22 protein-coding genes are annotated in these 23543 nt (G+C 58.4%); 8 read left to right on the top strand and 14 right to left on the bottom strand.

Going from position 1 to position 23543, the window contains the following annotated elements:
* Nucleotides 1-63 precede the first annotated feature (63 nt).
* From tmk to NIM86_RS15130, 5 genes are read left to right on the top strand one after another with little or no spacing between them, the layout of a single operon-like run.
* A complete protein-coding gene (tmk, locus tag NIM86_RS15110) occupies nt 64-735 on the top strand; it encodes a dTMP kinase (protein WP_253383341.1) in 672 nt (223 codons plus the stop codon).
* Nucleotides 732-1793 (top strand): DNA polymerase III subunit delta', encoded by a 1062-nt coding sequence (locus NIM86_RS15115; RefSeq protein ID WP_253383343.1) that lies wholly within the window; start codon nt 732-734, stop codon nt 1791-1793. The genes tmk and NIM86_RS15115 overlap by 4 nt, the downstream gene beginning before the upstream one ends.
* A 47-nt stretch (nt 1794-1840) precedes the next feature.
* On the top strand, nt 1841-3448 hold the full coding sequence (gene metG, locus NIM86_RS15120; protein ID WP_371872923.1) for a methionine--tRNA ligase: 1608 nt from the start codon (nt 1841-1843) through the stop codon (nt 3446-3448).
* A gap of 5 nt (nt 3449-3453) precedes the next feature.
* Complete coding sequence (locus NIM86_RS15125) at nt 3454-4248, top strand: TatD family hydrolase (protein WP_253383347.1); 795 nt, start codon at nt 3454-3456, stop codon at nt 4246-4248.
* 25 nt (nt 4249-4273) lie between these two features.
* Nucleotides 4274-5065, top strand: coding sequence for an MBL fold metallo-hydrolase (locus NIM86_RS15130; protein WP_253383489.1), 792 nt, complete (start codon nt 4274-4276; stop codon nt 5063-5065).
* A gap of 220 nt (nt 5066-5285) precedes the next feature.
* Here NIM86_RS15130 and NIM86_RS15135 read toward each other — a convergent pair whose 3' ends face one another.
* Together NIM86_RS15135 and NIM86_RS15140 are read right to left on the bottom strand one after the other, a co-directional pair.
* On the bottom strand, nt 5286-6461 hold the full coding sequence (locus NIM86_RS15135; RefSeq protein WP_253383349.1) for a M20 aminoacylase family protein: 1176 nt from the start codon (nt 6459-6461) through the stop codon (nt 5286-5288).
* Nucleotides 6462-6503: 42 nt separating this feature from the next.
* The gene (locus NIM86_RS15140) at nt 6504-6854 is read right to left on the bottom strand and encodes a DUF423 domain-containing protein (protein ID WP_253383351.1); all 351 of its coding nucleotides are present in this window, start codon (nt 6852-6854) and stop codon (nt 6504-6506) included.
* Nucleotides 6855-6961: 107 nt separating this feature from the next.
* Between NIM86_RS15140 and mazG the strand changes: the two genes are divergently transcribed.
* Nucleotides 6962-7795, top strand: coding sequence for a nucleoside triphosphate pyrophosphohydrolase (gene mazG, locus NIM86_RS15145; protein ID WP_253383353.1), 834 nt, complete (start codon nt 6962-6964; stop codon nt 7793-7795).
* Between the two features lie 23 nt (nt 7796-7818).
* Here mazG and hflX read toward each other — a convergent pair whose 3' ends face one another.
* From hflX to NIM86_RS15185, 8 genes are all read right to left on the bottom strand, one after another.
* Nucleotides 7819-9141, bottom strand: coding sequence for a GTPase HflX (hflX, locus tag NIM86_RS15150; protein WP_253383490.1), 1323 nt, complete (start codon nt 9139-9141; stop codon nt 7819-7821).
* 63 nt (nt 9142-9204) lie between these two features.
* Nucleotides 9205-9447 (bottom strand): RNA chaperone Hfq, encoded by a 243-nt coding sequence (hfq, locus tag NIM86_RS15155; RefSeq protein ID WP_253383355.1) that lies wholly within the window; start codon nt 9445-9447, stop codon nt 9205-9207.
* Nucleotides 9448-9601: 154 nt separating this feature from the next.
* Nucleotides 9602-10978, bottom strand: a complete 1377-nt coding sequence (gene trkA / locus NIM86_RS15160; protein WP_253383357.1) for a Trk system potassium transporter TrkA — start codon at nt 10976-10978, stop codon at nt 9602-9604.
* 15 nt (nt 10979-10993) lie between these two features.
* The gene (locus NIM86_RS15165; RefSeq protein ID WP_253383359.1) at nt 10994-12355 is read right to left on the bottom strand and encodes a sigma-54 dependent transcriptional regulator; all 1362 of its coding nucleotides are present in this window, start codon (nt 12353-12355) and stop codon (nt 10994-10996) included.
* On the bottom strand, nt 12345-14657 hold the full coding sequence (locus tag NIM86_RS15170; RefSeq protein WP_371872924.1) for an ATP-binding protein: 2313 nt from the start codon (nt 14655-14657) through the stop codon (nt 12345-12347). Before NIM86_RS15170 ends, NIM86_RS15165 begins: the two co-directional genes overlap by 11 nt.
* A gap of 48 nt (nt 14658-14705) precedes the next feature.
* Entirely contained in the window at nt 14706-16157 is a 1452-nt protein-coding gene (gene ntrC, locus NIM86_RS15175; protein ID WP_253383362.1) for a nitrogen regulation protein NR(I), read from the bottom strand.
* Complete coding sequence (locus tag NIM86_RS15180; RefSeq protein WP_253383364.1) at nt 16154-17305, bottom strand: nitrogen regulation protein NR(II); 1152 nt, start codon at nt 17303-17305, stop codon at nt 16154-16156. The genes ntrC and NIM86_RS15180 overlap by 4 nt, the downstream gene beginning before the upstream one ends.
* A complete protein-coding gene (locus NIM86_RS15185) occupies nt 17302-18318 on the bottom strand; it encodes a tRNA-dihydrouridine synthase (protein ID WP_253383366.1) in 1017 nt (338 codons plus the stop codon). Before NIM86_RS15185 ends, NIM86_RS15180 begins: the two co-directional genes overlap by 4 nt.
* A 146-nt stretch (nt 18319-18464) precedes the next feature.
* Here NIM86_RS15185 and NIM86_RS15190 point away from each other — a divergent pair, with 146 nt between their 5' ends.
* Both NIM86_RS15190 and NIM86_RS15195 read left to right on the top strand, forming a co-directional pair.
* Nucleotides 18465-19661, top strand: coding sequence for a bifunctional 2-C-methyl-D-erythritol 4-phosphate cytidylyltransferase/2-C-methyl-D-erythritol 2,4-cyclodiphosphate synthase (locus tag NIM86_RS15190; protein WP_253383368.1), 1197 nt, complete (start codon nt 18465-18467; stop codon nt 19659-19661).
* Nucleotides 19658-20152 carry a CinA family protein gene (locus NIM86_RS15195; protein WP_253383369.1) on the top strand — a complete coding sequence of 165 codons (495 nt, stop codon included), beginning with the start codon at nt 19658-19660 and terminating at the stop codon, nt 20150-20152. Before NIM86_RS15190 ends, NIM86_RS15195 begins: the two co-directional genes overlap by 4 nt.
* Nucleotides 20153-20165: 13 nt before the next feature.
* On the opposite strand, the gene NIM86_RS15200 is transcribed toward NIM86_RS15195, so the two are convergent.
* From NIM86_RS15200 to lpdA, 4 genes are all read right to left on the bottom strand, one after another.
* On the bottom strand, nt 20166-20648 hold the full coding sequence (locus NIM86_RS15200; protein ID WP_253383370.1) for a type II toxin-antitoxin system RatA family toxin: 483 nt from the start codon (nt 20646-20648) through the stop codon (nt 20166-20168).
* A gap of 17 nt (nt 20649-20665) precedes the next feature.
* The gene (lipA, locus tag NIM86_RS15205) at nt 20666-21631 is read right to left on the bottom strand and encodes a lipoyl synthase (RefSeq protein ID WP_253383372.1); all 966 of its coding nucleotides are present in this window, start codon (nt 21629-21631) and stop codon (nt 20666-20668) included.
* Between the two features lie 120 nt (nt 21632-21751).
* Entirely contained in the window at nt 21752-22000 is a 249-nt protein-coding gene (locus tag NIM86_RS15210; RefSeq protein WP_253383374.1) for a GlsB/YeaQ/YmgE family stress response membrane protein, read from the bottom strand.
* A gap of 93 nt (nt 22001-22093) precedes the next feature.
* Nucleotides 22094-23536 (bottom strand): dihydrolipoyl dehydrogenase, encoded by a 1443-nt coding sequence (gene lpdA, locus NIM86_RS15215; protein WP_253383376.1) that lies wholly within the window; start codon nt 23534-23536, stop codon nt 22094-22096.
* Nucleotides 23537-23543 lie beyond the last annotated feature (7 nt).

Below are 23543 nucleotides of genomic sequence, written 5' to 3' on the forward strand. Positions count from 1 at the left end.
ATTCCTGAAAGGATTGCGCCTTGGCCATTGCCATTCCTGCCTGGCGCGCACTAAGCCTGAACCATGGAGCATAGAGGTTTTTTTCTGACCTTCGAGGGTGGTGAGGGCTCGGGCAAGAGTACGCAGATGCGGTGCCTGGCCAGAACCATGCAGCGCGCGGGGCGAAGCGTCCGCGTCACGCGCGAGCCTGGCGGCACGCCGGCTGCGGAAGCGCTTCGGGCAGCGCTTTTATCGGGAGAGGCGAAGTCCCTTGGCCCCTTGGCGGAGGCTTGCCTGTTTGCCAGCGCCCGCGCCGACCATGTCAGGCAGTTGATCCGGCCCGCATTACGGCAGGGGCAGGATGTGCTTTGCGACCGGTTTATCGATTCGACGAGGGCATACCAGGGCGGGGCAGGGGTCTCCGGCGAAGAACTCGATCTTCTGGAGAAACTGGCGCTCGGCGACCTGAAACCCGATCTTACACTTCTGCTCGACCTTGATGTCGAGGAGGGAATGGACCGGGCGGATACGAGACGTCGGTCTGAACAGCCGGATCGGTTTGAGGCGGATCGCATGCAGGATCAGGAAAAACGCCGACAAGCGTTTCTCCAAATGGCCAATGATGAGCCGGACCGCTTTTCAATCATTGATGCATCCCAAACGGTGGACCGTGTCGAGAAGGCGGTCGCCGCAATTGTCACGGAGCGTCTCGGCATCGATCTTTCTCCGGTAGCCAAACAGTCATCGTCATTATGATCGCGACAGACGAGGAATTGGCCCAGCCTGCCCATGACGACCTCGATGGCGTACCGCCGCCATCCCTGTCCGGCGCGCCCATTGGTCATAACGAAGCGTGGGATCGACTTCAGGGCAGCTATCGGAATGGTCGGCTGCCTCAGGGGCTGATGCTCGCCGGCCACTTCGGTATCGGAAAAGCGACGCTGGCGTTTCAGCTCGCGCGTTATCTGCTTCTTCATCCGTTACGGAACGAGGCGCCTGCCACGGGGCCGGATTTCGCTGTGCCGGACAGCCTTTTCCGGCAGGTGGCGAGCGGCGCCCATCCCGGTATCATGCATATTCGCCGGCCATTCAATGCAAAATCGAAAACGTTCCGCACCCGCATTACCGCTGAAGAGGTTCGCTCCATAGGCCGGTTTTTGGGCCATACGAGCGGTGACGGCGGCTACCGGATCGTCATTGTCGATCCGGCCGAAGATATGAATATCCATGCCGCCAACGCGCTGCTCAAGGTATTGGAAGAGCCGCCAAAAAATACTCTATTTCTGCTGATCACCCACGCTCCGGGCCGCTTGCTGCCTACCATCCGCTCCCGCTGCCAGATGATGCGGCTTGCGCCTCTCGGTGCGGAAGACATGAAGACGGCCCTTGTCAGGCTCGGCGTCGCTGAGCCGCCAGATGGCGACTACGAGCGGATTTGCGCATTGGCTGAGGGCAGTGTTCGGCGCGCTATTCTTCTTCTGGCATTCGGTGGATTGGATATCGCCGAGGCGGTCGACGGCATTTTGAGACACAATGCTTTCGATCTGCAGACGGCGCAGGCCGCCGCGGCCTCGGTGGGCGGACGCGGAAGCAACGATGCCTTCGATCAGTTCAATCGCTATGTCGATGATCAGCTTACGCAGCTCGCGCACACGCGGGCTCTGGCCGGCGAAAGTGCGAATGCCAATCGCCTGTCTGTCTACCATGGCCAGTTCAACGAAGCTGTCGAAGCAGTCCGGACATATAATCTCGACCGGCGGCATCACGTCATCAAATCCCTGCGCGACGTTCATGAACTGATTTTTCGGGACTGAGACTTTTCAAGGCGAGGCACGGGTTTCCAGCAGCCAGACCTTGCTTTATCTGGACCGCAAGTCGAAAACCGGCATTCCAATCGAGAGAGACGATGAGCGACGATCGCTTCTACATCACCACGCCGATCTTTTATCCGAACGGCGTTCCCCATATCGGCCATGCGTATACGGCGGTGGCGACGGATGTGCTGGCGCGGTTTCAGCGCCTCGATGGCAAAACGGTGATGTTTTTGACCGGCACGGATGAGCACGGCCAAAAAATGCAACAGACGGCTCTGGCCGAGGGTATTGAGCCCATCGAACTTGCCGACACCAACTCCGCCGTTTTCAAACGGATGGTCGAGGTTTTGGGTTGCTCGAATGACGATTTCATTCGCACCACCGAACCGCGTCATCGCGAGGCCTGCCAGGCGCTGTGGCGTAAGATGGAAGAGAACGGTGATATCTATCTCGACACCTATGGCGGCTGGTACTCCGTTCGGCAGGAGGCGTTTTTCGACGAGAAGGAAACGACGGTTGGCGACGACGGGATTCGTCGCGAGCCTTTGGGCTCCCCTGTCGAATGGGTGGAAGAGGAGAGCTACTATTTTCGGCTGTCCGCTTATGGCGACAAGCTTCTGGAGCATTACGAGAAAAACCCGGATTTCATTGGACCGGCCGAGCGGCGTAACGAAGTCATAAGCTTCGTCAAAGGCGGCCTGAACGACCTTTCAGTCAGCCGTACGACATTCGACTGGGGCGTGCCGGTGCCCGGCAATACCGATCACGTCATGTATGTCTGGGTCGACGCGCTCACAAACTATATCACCGCCGCGGGCTATCCCGACGAAAACGCGGAAGAGTGGGCTTGTTGGCCTGCCAACGTGCATATCATCGGCAAGGACATCATTCGCTTCCACGCCGTCTACTGGCCGGCATTTCTGATGAGCGCCGGGGTCGAACTGCCGCAGCGGGTTTTCGCGCATGGCTTCCTGCTCAACAAGGGCGAAAAGATGAGCAAGAGCGTCGGCAACGTCGTGGACCCGTTCAATCTCGTCGAGGCCTATGGACGCGACCAGCTCCGCTATTTCCTGATGCGCGAAACCGTCTTCGGACAGGATGGCTCATATAGCCATGAGGCCATCGTGGCGCGCATCAATGCCGATCTCGCCAACGATCTGGGCAATCTGGCGCAGCGTTCGCTGTCCATGATCGCGAAGAATTGCGACGCCGTCGTGCCTAGACGCGGCGACCTTACTACCGCAGACACCGCTATGCTGGAGCAGGCGAGGGGGGCGCTGAAAGACGCGCGGGAGGCGATGGCTCACCAACGCATCCACGCCGCGCTCGGCTCCATTTTCGGCGCCGTGTCGGAAGCGAACCGCTACTTCGCCGGTCAGGAACCTTGGGCGCTCAAGAAGACCGATCCGGACCGCATGGCGACTGTGCTCTGGACAACTGCTGAGACGCTACGAATTCTGGCGATCCTGGCTCAGCCGGTCATTCCGGAAGCCGCAGGCAAGCTGCTCGATCTTCTAGCCGTCCCGGCAAATGAGCGCTTCTTCGAACATGTCGATGTGGCCTTTGAGCTGAAGGCAGACCAATCGCTTCCGAAACCGACAGGCGTCTTCCCACGTTTCGTCGAGAAGGACGAAGCGGAAGGGAAGGGGACTTAACAGTCGTGACATTGATCGACAGTCACTGTCATCTGGATTTTCCGCAATTGCAGGAAGACTTCGAAGGGGTCCTTTCAAGGGCGAAGGACGCTGGCATTCGTCGCATGGTCACTATCTCGACGCGTGTCAAACGTGTGGAAGCGCTTCGTGCGCTGGCCGAGGCCAATGAGCAGATATTCTTCTCTGTTGGCACCCATCCACATCAGGCGGCGGAAGAGCCAGATGTTACGGTTGAGGATCTTCTTACCCATGCCGCGCACGACAAATGCGTTGCAATCGGCGAAGCCGGACTCGATTATTTCTACGACAACGCGCCGCGAGACGATCAGGAACGCGGTTTTCGCACGCACATTGCCGCCGCACGACAAAGCGGCCTGCCGCTCGTCATCCATGCTCGCGATGCCGACGACGATATCGCGGCGATCCTGCGTGAAGAAAGCGGGAAGGGGGCCTTCCCCTTCATCATGCATTGCTTCTCGGCCGGACGTCCGCTTGCCGAAACGGCCATCGAACTAGGCGGTTACGTTTCTTTCTCCGGGATTTTGACGTTTAAACGGTCAGAAGAATTACGGGCCATCGCATCAGATATCCCGCAAGACCGATTATTGGTCGAAACCGACGCGCCATATCTGGCGCCGCAACCCTGGCGCGGCAAAACCAATGAGCCGTCCTATGTCGCTGAAACGAATAGAGTTTTAGCCGAATGCCATGGCGTCGATACCGAACGAATGGCCACACTGACAACGCAGAACTGCCTGCGCTGTTTTAGCAAGATGCCGCCATTGCCGGAGGTGGGCTGAAACCGTGGCGACGCTTCGTTTCACCATGCTTGGATGCGCGTCTTCGCCGGGCGTGCCGCGCCTGACAGGTGACTGGGGAAACTGCAACCCCGGTCAGCCGAAGAACCGCCGGCAGCGTGCGTCGGCACTGATCCAGCGCATCACCGAAGACGGTCAGATGACCACTGTGGTGATCGATACCGGACCTGACTTTCGTCAACAAATGATCCAGGCCGGCGTGTCGGAGCTTCATGGCGTCGTTTACACACACGCTCATGCCGACCATTTGCACGGAATCGACGATCTTCGCGGGTATTGGCTGACGCAGGGCGCGCTGGTCGAAACCTATGCCGATGCCGCAACCTTCAAGCGCATTTTCGATGGCTTCCAATATGTCTATCAAACGCCGCCGGGATCGGCTTACCCGCCGATTTTGCGCCGAAACGAAATAGCCGCCGGTGAACCGTTTTCAATCGAAGGCGACGGAGGGTCGATCTCGTTTCTGCCGCTTTATCAGGAGCACGGCTCGATCCATTCTCTGGGCTTTCGTATCGGACCGATGGCATATTGTACTGACGTATCGGCTTGGCCGGCAGAGAGCATTGCCGAGTTGTACGGTCTCGATCTGCTGGTCATCGATGCTCTTCAGTATCGGCGGCATCCAAGTCATTTCAGCCTCGAACAAGCAGTCGAGTGGGTCGACCATCTGAAGCCAAAGCGCGCCGTATTGACGCATATGCACACACCGCTCGACTACGATACGGTTATGGCTGAGACGCCGGACCATGTTGAACCCGGCTATGACGGGCTGGTCGTCGAACTGCCGATCGCTGAGTAAGCGGACGCGTTGAGAACAATGCGCGGTGCGGCTTAAGCCATGCGCCATTTCGATTCTCAAATCCACATCAGACGAAGTGCGCTTACACTATGAATCATTTCAACGCCTTAGCATAACATATAAGTTCCATAACCAATATTATGCCAATTACAGTGATGGTGTTGATGGGCAGACACAAGGTGCCCTTTGCAGATAAAGCGGCTCTGCCGTTCTAAATTGTTCAGAGATTTTCGTTGAGCGCCGTTTCAGCCAACGCAACCCAATAGCGAACACCGTGCGGTATCGCATCGTCATTGAAGTCGTAATTGGGACTGTGCAGACCTGCGCTATTGCCATTGCCGACAAAGATATAGGCACCCGGTTGCGCCTCGAGCATGTAGGCGAAGTCTTCCGCGCCCATCATCGGCGGATGGTCCGTGATCACTTCATCGTCACCTGCGACCTTGCGGGCGGCGGCGATGGCCGTTCTTACGGCGCTGGCGTTATTCACGGTAACCGGATAGCCGCGCCGATAGCGGAACGTCACCCCGACGCCGTGCGCCGCTGCGACACCTTCGACGACCCGACGGACATTGGCCTCTGTCTCGTCGCGTACCTTCGGTGATAATGTGCGCACCGTGCCGCCCAATGTGACGCGTTCCGGAATGACGTTGAACGCCGAACTGTCGGCGGTGAGCTTGGTGATCGAAACCACATTGGCTTCCAGCGGGTCCGTACTGCGCGAAACCACGGTTTGCAGCGACACGATCATCTGCGCGGCGGCGACCATGGGGTCGGCGGTAGTGTGCGGCATGGCGGCGTGGCCGCCCTTCCCCAATATCTCGATTTCCGGATAATCGGCGGATGCCATGATTGCCCCGGTTCGCATGCCAAATTGCCCCACCGGCAGGCCGGGCAAATTGTGCATCCCGAAAACCTGATCGATGGAAAACCGCTCCATCAGACCGTCTTCGACCATGACACGGCCACCCGCACCGCCCTCTTCAGCCGGCTGAAAGATCACGGCCACGGTGCCGTTGAAATTGCGTTCGTCGCAGAGTTCGCGCGCTGCGCCCAGCAACATTGCGGTGTGACCGTCATGGCCACAAGCGTGCATTTTCCCACGGACTTTCGATGCCCATGGAACACCGGTGGTCTCAGCGATGGGCAGCGCATCCATATCAGCCCGGAGGCCGATGGTCCTGCCAACAGCTCCATTCCGCCCATGAATAAGCCCGACCACGCCCGTTCGCCCGATGCCGGTTACAACCTCGTCGCATCCGAAAGCCTCCAGCCGCTCGGCCACGAAACCGGCCGTCCGATGCACATCGAACAGCAGTTCGGGGTTTGCGTGAATATCCTGACGCCATTCGGCGATTTCGGACGCCCGGTTGGCGAGATGGTCGGTCAAAGCCATTGGATGTTGAAACTCATATATTTAGTGGATGAGGCTAACAGATCAGCCCCGGTGCAGAAAGCCGGCAACGACCACGGCCAGCCAACCTGCCATCAATGCGATGCCGCCGGTCGGCGCAGCGCGCCAGAACAGCCCTTCCCGGCCGAGCGCTTTGAGCATGACGTCGCCAGAGAAAAGACTGGCGCCGACGATGATTAGGACGATGGCGATCGCGATGGCTTTCGAACGCGGCAAGTGGCTGGCGAGAGCGACGAGCGCAGGCGCGTGAGCCAGCAAAATGAGCGCGACGGCAGAAGTCAGCCGGCTGTCCGCAGAGCCGTGCGCCGAATAGGCGGCTGCAGCGACGCCGAAGAACCCGAACAAACCGCCGATCGATATGATGATGCCTGCCACGAATCGTCCTGTCATTAGCTGTGGAACGACCTTGCTTTATCGTGAAAACGCCTTCCGGTCAGCCTTGGCGGCGTTACCTCTATGAAAACAGCAGATTGGATGACGCAATGATCGCGACGAAACAGATCAAGGATTTGCTATCGATCATGGCGCGCCTTCGTGATCCAGAGACGGGCTGTCCATGGGATATCGAACAGGATTTCCGCTCTATCGCGCCGTATACGATCGAAGAGGCTTATGAAGTCGCCGATGCCATAGAGCGCGACGACATGGTCGATCTAAAGGATGAGCTCGGCGATTTGCTGTTGCAGGTCGTGTACCATTCGCAGATGGCGAATGAGGCAGGCCATTTCGATTTCGGCGACGTTGTCGAGGCGGTTTCCCGCAAAATGATCCGTCGTCACCCACATGTTTTCGGCGACGCTGGTCCGAAGCCGGTCCATGAGGTCAACGCTATGTGGGATGATATTAAGGCTGAGGAACGAGCCGAAAAACGTCAGGCAAAGATTGCCGCCGGACTGCCAACGGAGGTGAAGAACGGCCCTCTCGGCGAAGTGCCGCGCGCCCTGCCCGCTCTGAGCCGTGCCGAAAAACTGCAAAAGCGGGCCGCCGCTTTCGGTTTCGATTGGCCGGAAGTGAATGAAGTTCTAGACAAAATCGAGGAAGAAATCGGCGAGCTTCGTGCGGCGATCGAGAGCGGCGACAAATCGGACCGGAAGGACGAACTCGGCGATGTGATCTTTGCGCTCGTCAATCTTGGGCGCCATTTGAAGATAGATGCCGAAGACGCTCTGCGCGGAACTAACCGGAAATTCGTCAGGCGGCTGACATCCGTCGAAAAAGCGGTGCTGGCCGCGGGATCATCGCTTGATGAGGCTAGTCTCGACGAGATGGAAGAGGCCTGGAAAGCGGCGAAAGAGGCTGAAAAGCTCAAAAGTTAGCGGGTGGAGCAAAAGCAGATGCGTCAGAGCGTACGGTCGATACGTCTCTGCAGTGTCACCATGGCTTCGCCCGTAAGGGCAAGCTCAAGTGTCACCGATCCGTCTTCTTCATCAGTTCGCGCACGAACATCGCTGTTGGAATAGATCCAGTCGAGATGTCGTAGTTCGGTCGGTGATAATGTCAGCGACATCGTTCGAATGGCGCCAGCCAGGCGCTCTTCGATGGCGGCGAGAAGATCATCGATCCCCCTGCCCTCAATCGCAGAGATCGCTACAGTATGACCTGCCATGGCCTGCTCTTCCCAATGGGCGCGCGCTTCCGGCGGAAGGCGGTCCATCTTGTTCCAGACTTCCAAAACCTTACGGTCATCGTCTACCTTAACGCCGAGATCAGCCAAAATGGCAGAAACATCATGGGCTTGCGCGTTGGCGTCGGGATCGGACATGTCGCGCAGGTGAATGATGAGATCGGCCTCGACGACCTCTTCCAACGTGGCTCGGAACGCGGCCACCAGATGCGTTGGCAATTCAGATATGAAACCGACGGTATCCGAAAAGATCGCATCCGTACCGTGCGGCAGTTTCAGGCGCCGAAGGGTTGGGTCCAGCGTGGCGAACAACATGTCCTGCGCGAGCACCCCTGCCCCGGTCAATGCATTGAAAAGAGTAGATTTTCCAGCGTTGGTATAACCGACGATTGAAACGATCGGGTAGGGAACTTTGCGGCGTTTGGCGCGATGCAGTTCACGGGTGCGGCGCACCTGTTCCAACTCTCGTTTCAGCTTGCCTATCTTCTCGCGGAGTATGCGCCTGTCCGCTTCGATCTGCGTTTCGCCAGGTCCACCAAGAAAGCCTGCGCCGCCCCGCTGGCGCTCAAGGTGAGTCCAGGATCGCACCAGCCGTCCACGCTGATACTCCAGATGTGCAAGCTCAACCTGAAGCGTACCTTCTTTCGTGCGGGCCCGCTCACCGAAAATTTCCAGAATAAGCCCAGTTCGATCCAGCACCTTCGCCTTCAGCTCGCGCTCGAGGTTGCGCTGCTGAACCGGCGACAGCGCATGATCCACGATGACGACTTCGCTGTCTGTTTCACCCACTATTGCCGCGAGTTCTTCTATCTTGCCGCTGCCGAGCAATGTTCCGGGACGGGGCCGGTTGACCTGCGCAATTTCGCTGTGGCGGATGTCCAGACCGATGGCCTCGGCAAGGCCTATGGTCTCCTCCTGCCGTGCGGCAGGTTCGCGACGGCTCTCCGGCTCCGCGCCATCGGAAACTCGGTCTTTTGAACGGGACGGAAGAACAGGCGTTATCGTGACGGCGCGTGTCGGCGCATCGTCATTGACGATCTGAAACGCGACCGGTCCTTTTCGCTTGGCGTCTTCTTCGCCGTCCTCGAGATGATCTGTCAATCAGCCTTCGTCCACTTCACCCGTGAAGAGCTGTACGGGCTGGCTCGGCATGATGGTTGAAATGGCGTGCTTGTAAACAAGTTGCGAATGGCCATCCCGCCGCAGAAAAACACAGAAATTGTCGAAGGACGTCACGACGCCGGTGAGCTTGACGCCATTGACGAGAAAGATCGTCAGCGAGGTCTTGTTCTTGCGGACAGTATTTAGAAAAAGGTCTTGGAGATTTTGCGATCGATCTGCCATTTTTTTCACTGCATCTCTGCCAGTGCCCCCCGTGATCCGGTTCATCATAATCGCTTCTCTGCCCGGACAACAGATCGGCTGCGGTCTGCGCGGTTATCAAACTGACGGCGACTGCGCAACCGGCCAGCGTATTCAGTGCAGAACGCTCTTTCGCCTAGAAGAACTCCAGACTGACGCGGAACACCTGTTCGACATCGCGAACCGCCTCCTGCATGGCGAGGATCACGATCCTGTCGGCAGGTTTGATCTTGGTCTCCCCTGTCGGCCGAATGATTTTGCCGTTCCGGTAGATCGCGCCGATCCGGGCTCCGGGTGGCAGGTTCGCCTCGCGCAGCGGCGTACCGACCAGAGGCGACGTCTCCAGCGCTTCGGCTTCGATAATCTCAGCCGCACCCTTCTGTACTGAATGCACGGCACGGATGCGCCCACGGCGCACATGCTGCAAAACGCGGCTGATCGTCACCGATCGTGGATTGACGAAGGCATCGATGCCGAGAAGCCGCGAGAATTCGTGATAGGATGGGTTGTTCATCAGGACGAGGTTCGAACCGCATCCAACCCGTTTGGCCATCACGGCGGAGAGGATGTTGACCTGGTCGTCATTGGTCAGCGCCACGAACAGATCGGCATCGGCCACATCCGCCTCGATCAGCAGGTTCTGGTCGAGCGCGCTACCGTGCAGAACAACCGTTCGGCGCAACTGGTCGGCGATGAGCGCCGCCCGTTCGCGGTTGGCCTCCATGATCTTGACCCTCGCACCCGTGCCGCGCGTCTCAATGGCTTTGGCGACGTAAAGGCCGATATTGCCGCCGCCGCCGATGACGATGCGCCGCGCAGCCGGCTCCTCGTGACCGAAAAGCGCTAGGGTGCGTTTCACCTGCGAGGTGTCTGCGACGACATAGGCCGTATCGCCGGCATACATCTGGTCGGAGGAATGGGGAATGAAGAGGCGCTCGCCTCTCTGAATGCCAACCACGGTGCTGCGCAGATCCGGAAAGAGGTCGGAGAGCTGGCTGAGTGGGGTGTTGACGACCGGACATTCTTCCGCGCATTCGATAGCGACCATGACCACATTGTCATTGGCGAAGCGAACGACATCGGTTGCGCCTGGAATGGCGATCCGCCGCAGCACCATTTCACCGACTTCCTGTTCTGGCGAAATGATGACGTCGATCGGCATGTGATCGCGAGAAAAGAGGTCTTGATATGCGCCCTGGCGATAAGATTGGGCACGAATACGCGCAATCTTGGTCGGCACATCGAACAGCGAATGCGCGACCTGGCACGCTACCATGTTCACTTCGTCGTGCAGGGTGACGGCGATCATCATGTCGGCGTCAGCCGCGCCTGCCTGTTCCAGAATGTCGGGGTGCGAGCCATGCCCGACAATGCCCCTGGCGTCGAGCGTGTCGCGAACCTGACGCACCAGATCGACGGCCGTGTCGATAACCGTGACGTCATGTTCTTCCGACGACAGTCGTTCGGCAATGCCGTAGCCAACGCGACCGGCGCCGCAGATAATTATGCGCATAGAGAGAGGTTGCCCTTAAACGCCGAGTGATTTCAGCTTGCGGTGAAGTGCCGAACGTTCCATGCCGATAAACTCCGCCGTACGAGAGATATTGCCGCCGAAACGATTGATTTGCGCGGCGAGATAGTCACGCTCGAACATTTCACGGGCCTCGCGAAGCGGCAAGGTCATAATGTGCGTCTCTGACGATGAAGGGGTATTCGGCAACATATCGCCGATCTCCGAGGGCAGCATTTCCGCGCTAACCACATCCTGAGCATCGCCGCCGCGCGCCAGAATCATCAGCCGCTCGATATTGTTACGCAACTGGCGCACATTGCCCGGCCAATCGTGGCTTTGGAGAACTGCCATGGCGTCATCACCGATCCGTCGCGGCTTGATGCCGGTCTGGCGAGCGATCTGACCCATAAAATACTCCGCGAGATAGGGAATGTCTTCGCGCCGTTTCGCCAGCGATGGCACTTCCACGGGGACGACCGCAAGACGGTGATAGAGATCCTCGCGGAAGAGGCCTTCGGCAATCATCGCTTCCAGATTCTGCGAGGTGGAGGAAATGATCCGCACATCCACCTTCACTCGTCGTGCTCCGCCTACCCGTTCGAACTGCTGGTGGGTGAGAACCGAGAGAATTTTGTTCTGCGTCTCACGCGGCATATCCGCGACTTCGTCGATATAGAGGGTTCCGCGATGGGCCTCTTCGAGCGCGCCGACCTTCCGTTCACCGCCATTGCTCTCCGTGCCGAACAGCTCGATCTCCATCCGTTCCGGCGTCATCGCGCCGGCATTGATGGTGACGAACGGACCGTTCGCGCGCGTTGAAGCCGCATGAATCGCCCGCGCCGTCTTTTCTTTTCCTGCCCCGGACGATCCGACGATCATGACACGGCTATTGGTCGGTCCCACGCGTTCGATGGTGGCTCGCAAGGCGTTCATTGCCGATGACTGGCCGATCAGTTCGACGCTTTCGCCGGAACGTTTCTGCAGTTGAGTGACTTCGCTGCGCAGCTTTGAGGCTTCCAGCGCACGTTCGGCAATCAATAGGAGCCTGTCGGCCTTGAATGGCTTTTCAATGAAATCATACGCCCCACGTTTGATAGCCGAGACCGCCGTTTCGATATTGCCGTGGCCCGAAATCATGACGACAGGCAGATGCGGATGGAGCTTTTTAATCTCATCCAGCAGAGCAAGCCCGTCCAGCTTCGATCCCTGAAGCCATATATCCAGAAAAATCAGGCGGGGCACACGGTCATTGATCGCTGCCAGCGCGCTGTCGCTATCATGCGCCTGACGCGTTTCATGGCCCTCATCGTCGAGGATACCCGCGACAAGGCCGCGAATGTCCTGTTCGTCATCGACTACGAGAATATCAGCTTGCATCACTCACCTCGGCATTGGTCCGGACGGGGGGCTTTTCGACATCCCGCGCCGGTAACTGGATTACAATCATAGCCCCCCGGCCGCCGTGGAACCTGGCGGGCGCGTCATGAAGACCGAGCCCTCCAGCGTGTTCCTCGACAATCTTTCTCACAATCGCCAGACCGAGCCCTGTCCCCTTGGTGCGGGTCGTCATATAGGGCTCCAACAGCTTCTGGCGGTCTGCGCCGGGCAGGCCGCAGCCATTGTCCAGCACACGCACTTCTATCATCTCTCCTCGATGCTCGGCTTCGACGCGAATAGCGCCCTTATGGTCGGGTTCGGTGTCTCGCGCCGTATCGATTGCCTCGGCGGCGTTTTTTATGAGATTACCGAAGACCTGCCCCAAAAGGCGGCGGTCGAAAGTACCCATCAGTGGATCGTCGCCGAGCGCCAACTCGAAATCGATCTCGTCTCGGCTGACCTCGACAAGGAATGTCGCTTCCCGCAACACGTCACGAAGGTCGGACAATTCCATCTGGGGCTTTGGCATACGCGCAAATGCGGAAAATTCGTCCACCATGCGTTTAATGTCATCGACCTGGCGGATAATGGTCTCCGTGCACTGGTCGAAAACCTCACGGTCCTCGGTCAGCTTGCGGCCATAGCGCCGTTGAATGCGCTCTGTGGAAAGCTGAATAGGCGTTAGCGGGTTCTTGATTTCATGTGCGATCCTCCGCGCGACGTCCGCCCAGGCGGTCGAGCGCTGCGCCTGTACCAGATCGGAAATATCGTCGACCGTTACAACCCAGGATTGCCCGCTCCCCTCGCCGGCTTCTTCCATCGTGATCTGGACATTGTAGGTTCGCTCGGTCCCGCCACGGATGAACGTCACCGTGTCGCGGAAGATCGGTCTTCCCGAACGTCTTGCGATTTCGAACACCCGACCGATACGAGGCAGGATATGCGAGAGGTTCTTGCCAAGCGCGTCGCCGCCGATCGACAAGTTCTGGCGCGCCGCCCTGTTGGCGATCGTGATATGCCCGTCCTCGTCGATACCGATGACGCCCGCCGTCACACCCGCGAGAACGGCCTCGGAGAACCGGCGGCGCTCATCGACCTGATGATTGGCTTCCAGCAAATCGTTTCGCTGGCTGTCGAGACGGTGAACCATCTCGTTGAACGTTTGCCCGAGATTGGCCATATCGCCATCCTCTGGACGCACCGGAACCGATATCCTCAGATTCCCTGCCTTAACCTCATCGGCGGCGCCAATGAGTTGTCGGATGGGGCGAACCAAACGGTCGGCAACCGCGATACCGGTCCAGATGGCCGACAGAATGACGACCAGCGTCACGCCGAGATAGAGCAGCCCGAACGCGATCTGCGAGGTGGCCCTGTTGGCTTCGAGTGTGCGATATTCGCCAACATTCGTACCGACGATCTGTCGGGCGCGTATGACCTGCGGGTCGACCAGGCGCACCGTAAAGAGATAAAGGCCCTCCAGCTCGCGCAATTTGATAATTGCACCGACGATGTTCCGAAGTCGCGGTTCGATCATCACAGGCATGCCGTCAGCAGCGCGATCCACCGCTTCCTGCGGCGGTATCGGCATTGCGAAGCTGGCTGTCGTCTCGGCCTGCATCACAAACGCGCCCGTGGAATCGATGAGGGCCGCGTGGGCAAGCGCCCTGCCCTGGGCCTGCCGTGTCATCAACGACCGAAACCCGGTCTTGTCCAATATGAAGCCCGTGCGGTTGTCATCCAGCGTTTCCGCCATGGCCAGTGTGGTGCCTTGGAGGTTCGCCGCGTTTTCCCGGACATAAGCGTCGGCGATGGCGAGCGATGAATTGATAATCGTGCGCGTACGAATTTCGAACCATCGGTCGAGACCGATATTCAAGGTCACGGAGGCAAAGACAGCGATCATGATCGCCGGAAGAGCTGCGACCAGAGCGAATAGAGCAACAAGCCGGACATGGAGACGAGCGGCCGCCCTGCCCCGACGCCGCGCCGCTATGATGCGGATGAGTTCGCGACCGATCAACCAGACCAACAGGCCGACTAAAACCAGGTTGATGACGATAAGGACAATCGTGGTGTTTCTGTCCGGGTCGATTGGCGTCAGCCCGGTCAAAACGGTAAAGCTGGCAAGGGCCACGATCAGCGTCAGAATGATCAGCGCCGCGCCACGGCGAATGCTTACGCGACGCCGGTCGCTCCAGCCTTCGCTGCCATCCTCCACCAAATTCGCCTCAGCCAGCGTCATTCCACCCCTGCTCTCCCGTGCCGAATATGCAACAGTTGTGGCTAATCGGCAACGGATATCCGGTGTCCGGATTACGGATGAGACGTGACGGAATTGCGGCGCTGGTCAGTTTGAATGACGATTGGTCCGATAGACGTTGACCCCGAGTTCACGGATTTTCTTGCGCAATGTGTTGCGGTTCAGGCCAAGCAGTTCGGCGGCGCGGATCTGGTTGCCCCTGGTCGCCGTCATAGCGACGAGGATCAAGGGATATTCAACCTCGTGCAGGATTCGCTGATAGAGCCCGGGCGGCGGCAGATTGTCGCCGAATTCATCGAAATACCGGTGAAGATACTGTTCGACCGCCATGCCGAGACTGGCGTTCTCGGCAATTTCCGCCGGTACGGAAGCAGTGTTCTCCTGCTGGATAGGCGACAGTTCGGCATCGACGATATCGACGCCAATCGTGTCTTGTGGATAAAGGGCGGCAAGGCGACGGACGAGGTTTTCCAGTTCACGCACATTTCCCGGCCAGGAATAGCGCTTCAGCCGATCCATTGCCTCGGTTGTTATTCTCTTGTCGCTGAGCCCCTGTTCGCCGGCCTTGCGGAAGAAATGACGGATCAGGTCCGGCACGTCCTCGGCGCGTTCCCGGAGTGGCGGCAGACGCATTGGCACGACATTCAGACGATAGAAGAGGTCTTCTCTGAACAGACCCTGCGCGATGGCCTGACGCAGATCCTTGTTCGTCGCTGCAACGATGCGGACATCCGTTTTCAGCGGCGTCCGGCCACCGACGGTCGTGTATTCGCCCTGCTGCAGAACGCGGAGAAGCCGCGTCTGTGCCTCCATCGGCATATCGCCGATCTCATCGAGAAAAAGCGTACCGCCATCGGCCTGCTCGAAGCGACCGGTTGCTTTGCTATGCGCTCCGGTAAATGAGCCCTTCTCATGCCCGAAGAGTTCCGACTCGATCAGTTCGCGGGGTATTGCCGCCATGTTCACGGCAACGAATGGACCGTTACGACGCCTGCCATATTCGTGCAGCGCGCTCGCAACCAGTTCCTTACCCGTACCCGACTCGCCGGTAATCATGACCGTTAGATCGGTCTGCATCATCCGCGCCAGCATCCGGTAGATTTCCTGCATGGCGGCGCTGCGCCCGACGAGCGGCATCGTTTCGCCGGTATCCTCGCCACGATCCGCCAGCTTTTTCGGTTCGGCAAGCGCGCGCTTGACGATATTCAGCATCTCGGTCAGGTCGAAAGGCTTCGGCAGATAGTCGTATGCGCCCTTCTCCGAAGCTCGTATGGCAGTCATGAAGGTGTTCTGCGCACTCATGACCAGAACCGGCAGATCGGGCCGGGCATTGCGAATGCGCGGCAGCAGATCGAAAGCGTTTTCATCCGGCATGACCACATCGGTAATGACGAGATCGCCCTCTCCCGCCGAAACCCAGCGCCATAGCGCCGCCGCGTTCGATGTCACTCGAACATCGTAACCGGCGCGTCCGAGCGCCTGGTTGAGAACGGTGCGGATGGCCGCATCGTCATCTGCAACGAGGATGGTGTGGCTCACTGCGCCGTCTCCGATTTCAATTTGGCTTCGGCTGGAGCGGCTTTTCCTTCCTTCCATGCCGGCATAAGGACTCGAAAGGTCGTCCCGCTCGAAGAACTGTCGCATTCCACAACGCCCCCATGCTCGCCGACCAGCTTGGCGACGAGGGCGAGTCCCAGGCCTGACCCATTGATCTTCGAGGTAATGAAGGGATCAAAGATATAGGGGAACATATCGTCCGGAACGCCCGGACCGTTATCGTGAACGCAAAACTCCATCGGTAGAGAGACCTTCTCCTTGCTGCCAGGGACCGACAGACGGATGCCGGGACGAAAGGCGGTCGTAAGAGTGATCTTGCCCTCCTTGCCTTTGGGAGCGACAGCCTCGGCAGCGTTTTTGATGAGGTTGAGAAAGATCTGAATCAACTGGTCGCGATTGCCGAATACGGGCGGCAGGGACGGATCGTAGAAATCCTCAAAGACAATGTCTTTGGCAAATCCGTTCTTCGCGATGGCGCGGACATGATCGAATACCACGTGAATATTGACGGGAGTTTTCTCGACCGGCCTTTCGTCGGAGAAGATTTCCATCCGGTCCACCAGCCCGACGATCCGGTCGGTTTCCTCCATAATCAGGCGAGTGAGCGGCCGGTCGTCCTGATCGACAGAGCTTTCCAGAAGCTGGGCCGCGCCACGGATTCCGGAAAGCGGGTTCTTGATTTCATGAGCGAGCATGGCGGCGAGGCCAGTGACCGAACGCGCGGCGCCCCGATGGGTCATCTGCCGGTCGATCTTATCTGCCATCGATCGCTCCTGAAAAACGACCAGAACGGCGTCCCTCTGGTCCGGCACAGGGCCGACATAGAGATCCACGAGGCGATCCGCCCCAATCCGTGGCGAGGAGATGTCCACGCGGTATTCGGTCACCGGCGCGCCCTGCTGGCGCACTTGGTCAATCAGAGCCATGAGTGGGCTGTCGAACGGAATGAAGTCCGCCAGTTTCATGCGCTGCAGCACCGACGCACTGCTCCGAAAGAGCGATTCCGCATCAGCATTGGCATAAGCGATGGTGCCATCTCCATCGATCAGCGCGATAGGCTGCTGGATTGCGTTCAGCAGACTTTCCGCCAGCGCTGGCTCAGCCGATTTGATCGCCCGCTTCTGGGTCATGCCGCCTCTTGAAAAGATTGCGCCCCGAAGGCTTCGGTGAGAAGGCCAATCACCTGGCTCGGTTCGCGAGCGGTCATGATGGATTGGCGTTGCGCGGCATCGCTGTCGGGCAGAAACCGGTCGAGATACCAGCCGAGATGTTTGCGGGCATGTCTGCTGCCACGCTGAACATCATATTCCTCAAGCATGGCTTCGTAGTGCTCGATTATATAGTCCCGTAAATCGGTTTTCGCCGGCGCGCAGCCATTTCCAAGGATCGAAGCCGCGAGAAAAGGCTGGCCGTAATGAGCGCGTCCAATCATGATTCCGTCGGCTCCGGTGCGACGCATCAACTGCTCGGCCTCTTGCGCGTTGCTGACATCGCCATTGGCGATAAAGGCGACGTCCGGCACCGCGGCCCGCACCTTGGCGATAGCATCGGGGTCGATGGTTCCGGTATAACGTTGTTCGCGTGTTCGCCCGTGAACGGTAATCATTCTCGCACCAGCATCGACAAGATGACGGGCCAATTCCGGCGCATTGATGGACGTACGATCCCATCCCAGTCGCATTTTGACCGTCACGACACTCTCGCCCGCTGACGCAACCGCCGACTCCACAATCCGCAGCGCACGATCCGGCTCGGTCATGAGCGCCGCGCCACAGGCGCCACCCGTTACCTTCTTTGCAGGACAACCCATATTGATATCGATGATCTGAACGCCATTCTCGGCCAGCCACTGGGCTGCCTTTCCGACGGTCTCGGGATCACGTCCGACAAGCTGCACCGCCCGTAGTCCCGATCCACTATGGCGAATACGTCGCATCGACTCCGACCGTTCGCGCTCCAACTCGCCGCTGGCGACCATTTCTGCGACGGTCAGGCCGATGCCCGCACGCTCCGCCCGCTGGCGAAATGGCAAATCCGTGACCCCGCTCATCGGTGCAAGCAGAATGCGATTGAAGATCGTCAGTCCGCCGACCGAAAATGGCGTGTTCAAGCGGTTTGTGGAAGGAACATTGGCCGACGCCATCGAACAGATACCTTTATCACTCTGCCTAAACTCTAACCATTGCATGTTTTTGCATCAAGAGAAGGCAGTGTCAGTTTTTCGCTTTCATTGCCGATGACCTGCGCCTAAACCCGCAAGCCAATGGGGCCAAGGGGAAAATTGTGCCAATGGACCGCAGTGAAACAATCGCAGCGCTCATTGTGGCGGCCGGGCGCGGTGAACGTGCGGGCCGACGCGAAGATGGCCCGAAACAGTACCGGCTTCTGGCTGGCGAACCGATCCTCCGGCATACTGTCCGTGCTTTTCTGGACCATCCGGAGATCGCGAAAGTTATCATCGCCATTCATCCCGATGACGAGAAACTGGCGGAAGAAGCCATCGCGCCACTCGACAGAAAGCGCCTCTCGCTCATCCATGGAAGACAAACGCGGCAGCTCTCCGTACTCGCGGGCCTGAGGTCGATGGCGGAACGACCACCCGATTTTGTTCTCATCCACGATGCGGCGCGGCCGCTGATTGGCCGTGAGACATTGGATGCCGTGATCGACAATCTCCAGCCAGAAACCGGTCTTATCGTTGGCATGCCGGTGACCGATACAGTCAAATCGGTCGATGCGAGCGACGTTATCGTGGGGACGGTCGACCGAGAGACGCTTATTCGGGCCCAAACGCCACAGGCATTTGCTTATAGCGCGATCATGAGCGCGCACGAAAACGCCCTGGCTGCCGGCGTCGAAAATGCCACCGATGATGCGGCAATTGCAGCCCAAGCAGGCATGGCCGTGCGCGTTATACGCGGTCGGTCGGCCAATCCGAAAATCACATTTCCGGAGGATATCTCCTTGGCAGAACCTAGTTTCGCGCCCCTTCCGGACGTGCGCGTTGGTAACGGTTACGACGTCCATTGTTTCGAAGATGGCGACGCGGTGATCCTTTGCGGCGTGGCAATTCCTTTTCACCGCAGGCTGGCGGGGCATTCTGATGCCGATGTGGGTCTCCACGCGCTGACAGACGCGCTGCTTGCCACCATAGGCGCGGGCGATATCGGCACGCATTTTCCGCCGTCCGATCCGCAATGGCAAGGCGCTGATTCTTCCGTATTCATTCAGCAGGCGGTCAATCTCGTGCGGAAGAAAAGCGGACAAATCGCGAATGTGGACGTGACTCTGATTGCCGAAGAGCCGAAGATCGGTCCGCACCGCGAAACCATGACGAACCGCTTGGCCGAGCTTGTCGGGATCGCCAAGCACCGTATCTCCGTAAAGGCGACGACCAATGAGAAGATGGGGTTCATCGGTCGCGGTGAAGGTATCGCCGCCATTGCGACGGCCAGCGTGGTTTTCCCCGGAGACGTGACGAAATGAGTGAAGACACTGCCGAATTGGTCGGCGAGATTCTCAAGCTTGCGGAACACCGACGTCTGATGATCGGGACGGCAGAGAGCTGCACCGGCGGCATGGTTGCCTCCGCACTGACCTCCGTTCCCGGATCGTCGTCTGTGGTCGACCGGGCTTTTGTTACGTATTCGAATGCAGCCAAAATGGATATGCTGGGTGTCGATCCATTGACGCTCCGCCGTTGCGGCGCCGTGTCGGGCGAAACCGCGCGTGAAATGGCGGTCGGCGCAAAGCGTCGTTCCGTTGCACGTCTTGTTGTCTCGACCACCGGCATCGCCGGGCCTGACGGTGGAACGGAGGAAAAGCCGGTTGGGCTGGTCTGTTTCGGCTTGGCCGCGCCGGGAGGCATCGTCCGCAGCGAGCAATGTGTCTTCGATGACGAAGGTCGTGAGGCGATCCGCAAGGCGGCAACGAAGCACGCGCTCGAAATGATCCTCGGCGCGTTGAAGGCGCGATAGGTTATCGGCCGGTTTACACCGGCCGTTCCGGCGCTTTTTCTGTCGAGGATGACGAATAGATTTCGTCCGCCCGTCTTTCAAAGGCCTCTGCAAATGCACGGAAGGCTCGGTCGAACATCGAGCCCATGAGGGCGCCGAGAATGCGGCTTTTAAATTCGTAATCGATGGCGAAATGCACGGCGCTGTGCCCCTCGCCCCGGTCCTCGAACACCCAGCGATTGTCGAGGTAGCGAAAAGGCCCATCGACATATGACACGTCGATCTTCCTCTCCTGGGATTTCAACAGCACCTGGCTGGTGAAGGTCTCATGGATGGCCTTGTACCCAACGGTCATATTAGCCAGCAGAAGCGTTTTGCCATCACGTTCCTTTCTGGAACGGACATTCAGCGCTTCGCACATGGGTAGAAACTGCGGGTAGTCTTGCACGTCGGCCACGAGGGCAAACATCTCGTCCGCGCTATGGGCGACGACCCTCGTGGTTTTGAAACTTGGCATATCGGTCTTGTCGCCGCTCAGCTTGTCAGGATGGTTGCATCGCGCTCGGCTCGGGCAGCCTTTAATCTGGCGAAATCCTCTCCGGCATGGTGAGAGGAGCGGGTCAGCGGACTGGCGGAAACCATGAGGAAGCCCTTCGAGCGCGCGCTGGTCTCGTAGCTCATGAACTCGTCAGGCGGAATAAAGCGAATGACCGGATGGTGCCGACGCGTCGGCGCGAGATATTGGCCTATTGTGATGAAATCCACATCGGCGACCCGCAGATCGTCCATCAATTGCAGTACCTCGTTACGCTCCTCTCCAAGCCCGACCATGATGCCGCTTTTTGTGAAGATGGTTGGATCGATTTCCTTGACCTGCTGCAGCAGACGAATGGAGTGGAAGTAGCGCGCACCCGGCCTCACAGTCAGGTAATTCGATGGCACGGTTTCCAGATTGTGATTGAAGACATCGGGCTTGGCCTTCACGACGATTTCCAGCGCGCCCTCTTTGCGCAGAAAATCAGGGGTGAGAACCTCGATCGTGGTTTCTGGCGCGCGTTCGCGGATCGCGTAGATCGTATCGGCGATATGTTGCGCTCCCCCATCGGAAAGATCGTCACGGTCGACGGAGGTGACGACAACATGCTTGAGCCCCATCTGCGCGACCGCCTCGGCAACATTTGCCGGCTCGGCCGGGTCGAGCGGGAGCGGACGGCCTGTTGTTACATTACAGAAGGCGCAGGCGCGCGTGCAGATTTCGCCCATAATCATGAAGGTGGCATGTTTTTTCTGCCAGCATTCGCCGATGTTCGGGCAGCCCGCCTCTTCACAGACCGTCACGAGGTTGTGGTCGCGGACAATCGCCTTTGTCTCGTTATAACCCTTAGAAACAGGTGCTTTGACGCGAATCCATGCCGGCTTTTTCTGCACCTCGTTCTCAGGACGCTTCATCTTTTCCGGATGACGCGGGCGCGAAACATTGGTGTCTAGGACTGTGACCATAAGGCTTCTGTTTCTCCTGGCGGCAAAGTCTGCTCTGCCGCTTTGCACCGGACATAGCAAAGGCCGGGCGGATTTTGAATGGCCCGCCCGGCCTCGCACAAAGCAGCTATGCAGTTTTGTTTAGCGGCGGAAAAGCCGCGCGATGAAGATCAGGAGACATGCGCCGACGAAGCCGGTCAGCAGATATTCCCAGGAGAACGATGCGCCGGCACCGCTTCCAAGTCCGGAAATCTGCAGAATGAAGCTGAGTACGATAGCGCCGACGACACCAAGAATGATGTTCATCAGAAGACCCATGTCGCTCTTCATGACCTTTTCGGCCAGCCAGCCTGCCAGGCCACCGATGATGATCGCAGCAAGAAAACCCATAAAATTTCTCCCTAGTATTGAGATGAGGCATTAGAATGTCTGCTTTGATAATGCCTGCCTTAACGTTTTGTTCCTGCATGGGGAGTCGGCTCACTAGGCGTTGAGCACTCTGCCATAGGCGTCGAGCACGCTTTCTTTCATCATTTCCGACAAAGTCGGATGCGGGAAAACCGTGTGCATGAGTTCCTCCTCGGTGGTTTCTAGCCCCATTGCGACGACAAACCCCTGAATGAGTTCGGTAACTTCTGCGCCGACCATGTGCGCGCCGAGCAGTTGACCGGTTTTCTTGTCGAAGATCGTCTTGATAAGACCCTGATCTTCGCCGAGCGCGATGGCTTTGCCGTTGGCGACGAAAGGAAAACGGCCCACACGAAGGTCGTAACCGGCTTCCTTGGCTTTTGCCTCCGTCAGGCCGATCGATGCGACCTGCGGATGACAATAGGTACAGCCTGGAATCTTCGACTTGTCGAGTGCGTGGACGCCTTTTACGCCGGCGATCTTTTCAACGCAGATCACGCCCTCATGCTCGGCTTTGTGCGCCAGCATGGGCGGTCCGGCAACGTCGCCAATGGCGTAGACGCCATCGACATTTGTCTTGCCATAACCGTCGACGACAATGGAGCCGCGATCGATCTTAACGCCTAGATCTTCGAGTCCGAGATTTTCAGAATTGCTCTGCACACCGACCGCGGAAATCAACCGCTCGACTTCAACAGTTTCGGTTTTTCCGCCTTCCGCTTCAAGCGTGGCCTTAACACCAGATTTGGTCTTCTCGACTTTGGCGACCTTTGTCTTCACGCGAAACTTGATGCCCTGTTTCTCAAGCTGCTTCTGCGCGATCTTTGAAATCTCAGCGTCTTCGACTGGCATGATCCGGTCGAGCACTTCGACTACCGTTACATCGACACCCATAGCGTTGTAAAAACTGGCGAATTCGACCCCGATCGCGCCGGACCCCATGACGAGTAAACTCTTCGGCAGCTCCTTAGGCACCATCGCCTCGAAATAGGTCCAGATTTTCTCGCCATCCGGCTCGATGCCGGGTAGCGCACGCGGACGGGCGCCCGTCGCGATGATAATGTGCTTGGCCGAATACTCGCCCTCGCCTTTGGTGCCCTTGGGCGGCGCAACCTGGGGCTCCATCGCCTTCTTCTGTGGTTTGCCGACTTTGATCTTACCCTTGCCGGTCAGCTTTGCCTCACCCCAGATGACGTCGACCTTGTTCTTCTTCATGAGCATACCGACGCCGTTATTAAGCCGCTTCGAAACAGCTCGCGAACGATCGACCACAGCTTTGGCGTCGGGCTTGACGGTGCCTTCCATTGTCAGGCCGTAATCCTTGATATGGTCGGCATAATGCATGATTTCGGCGCTTCGCAGCAGCGCCTTTGTCGGAATGCAACCCCAGTTCAGGCAGATGCCGCCGAGATGCTCACGCTCGACAATCGCCGTTTTCAAGCCGAGCTGAGATGCGCGAATGGCGGTAACGTAGCCGCCAGGGCCGGAACCGATGATGATAACGTCGTAATCGGCCATGAGTATT

Origin of the sequence: Notoacmeibacter sp. MSK16QG-6, assembly GCF_024158145.1 — a bacterium.
Classification (GTDB): domain Bacteria; phylum Pseudomonadota; class Alphaproteobacteria; order Rhizobiales; family Rhizobiaceae; genus Notoacmeibacter.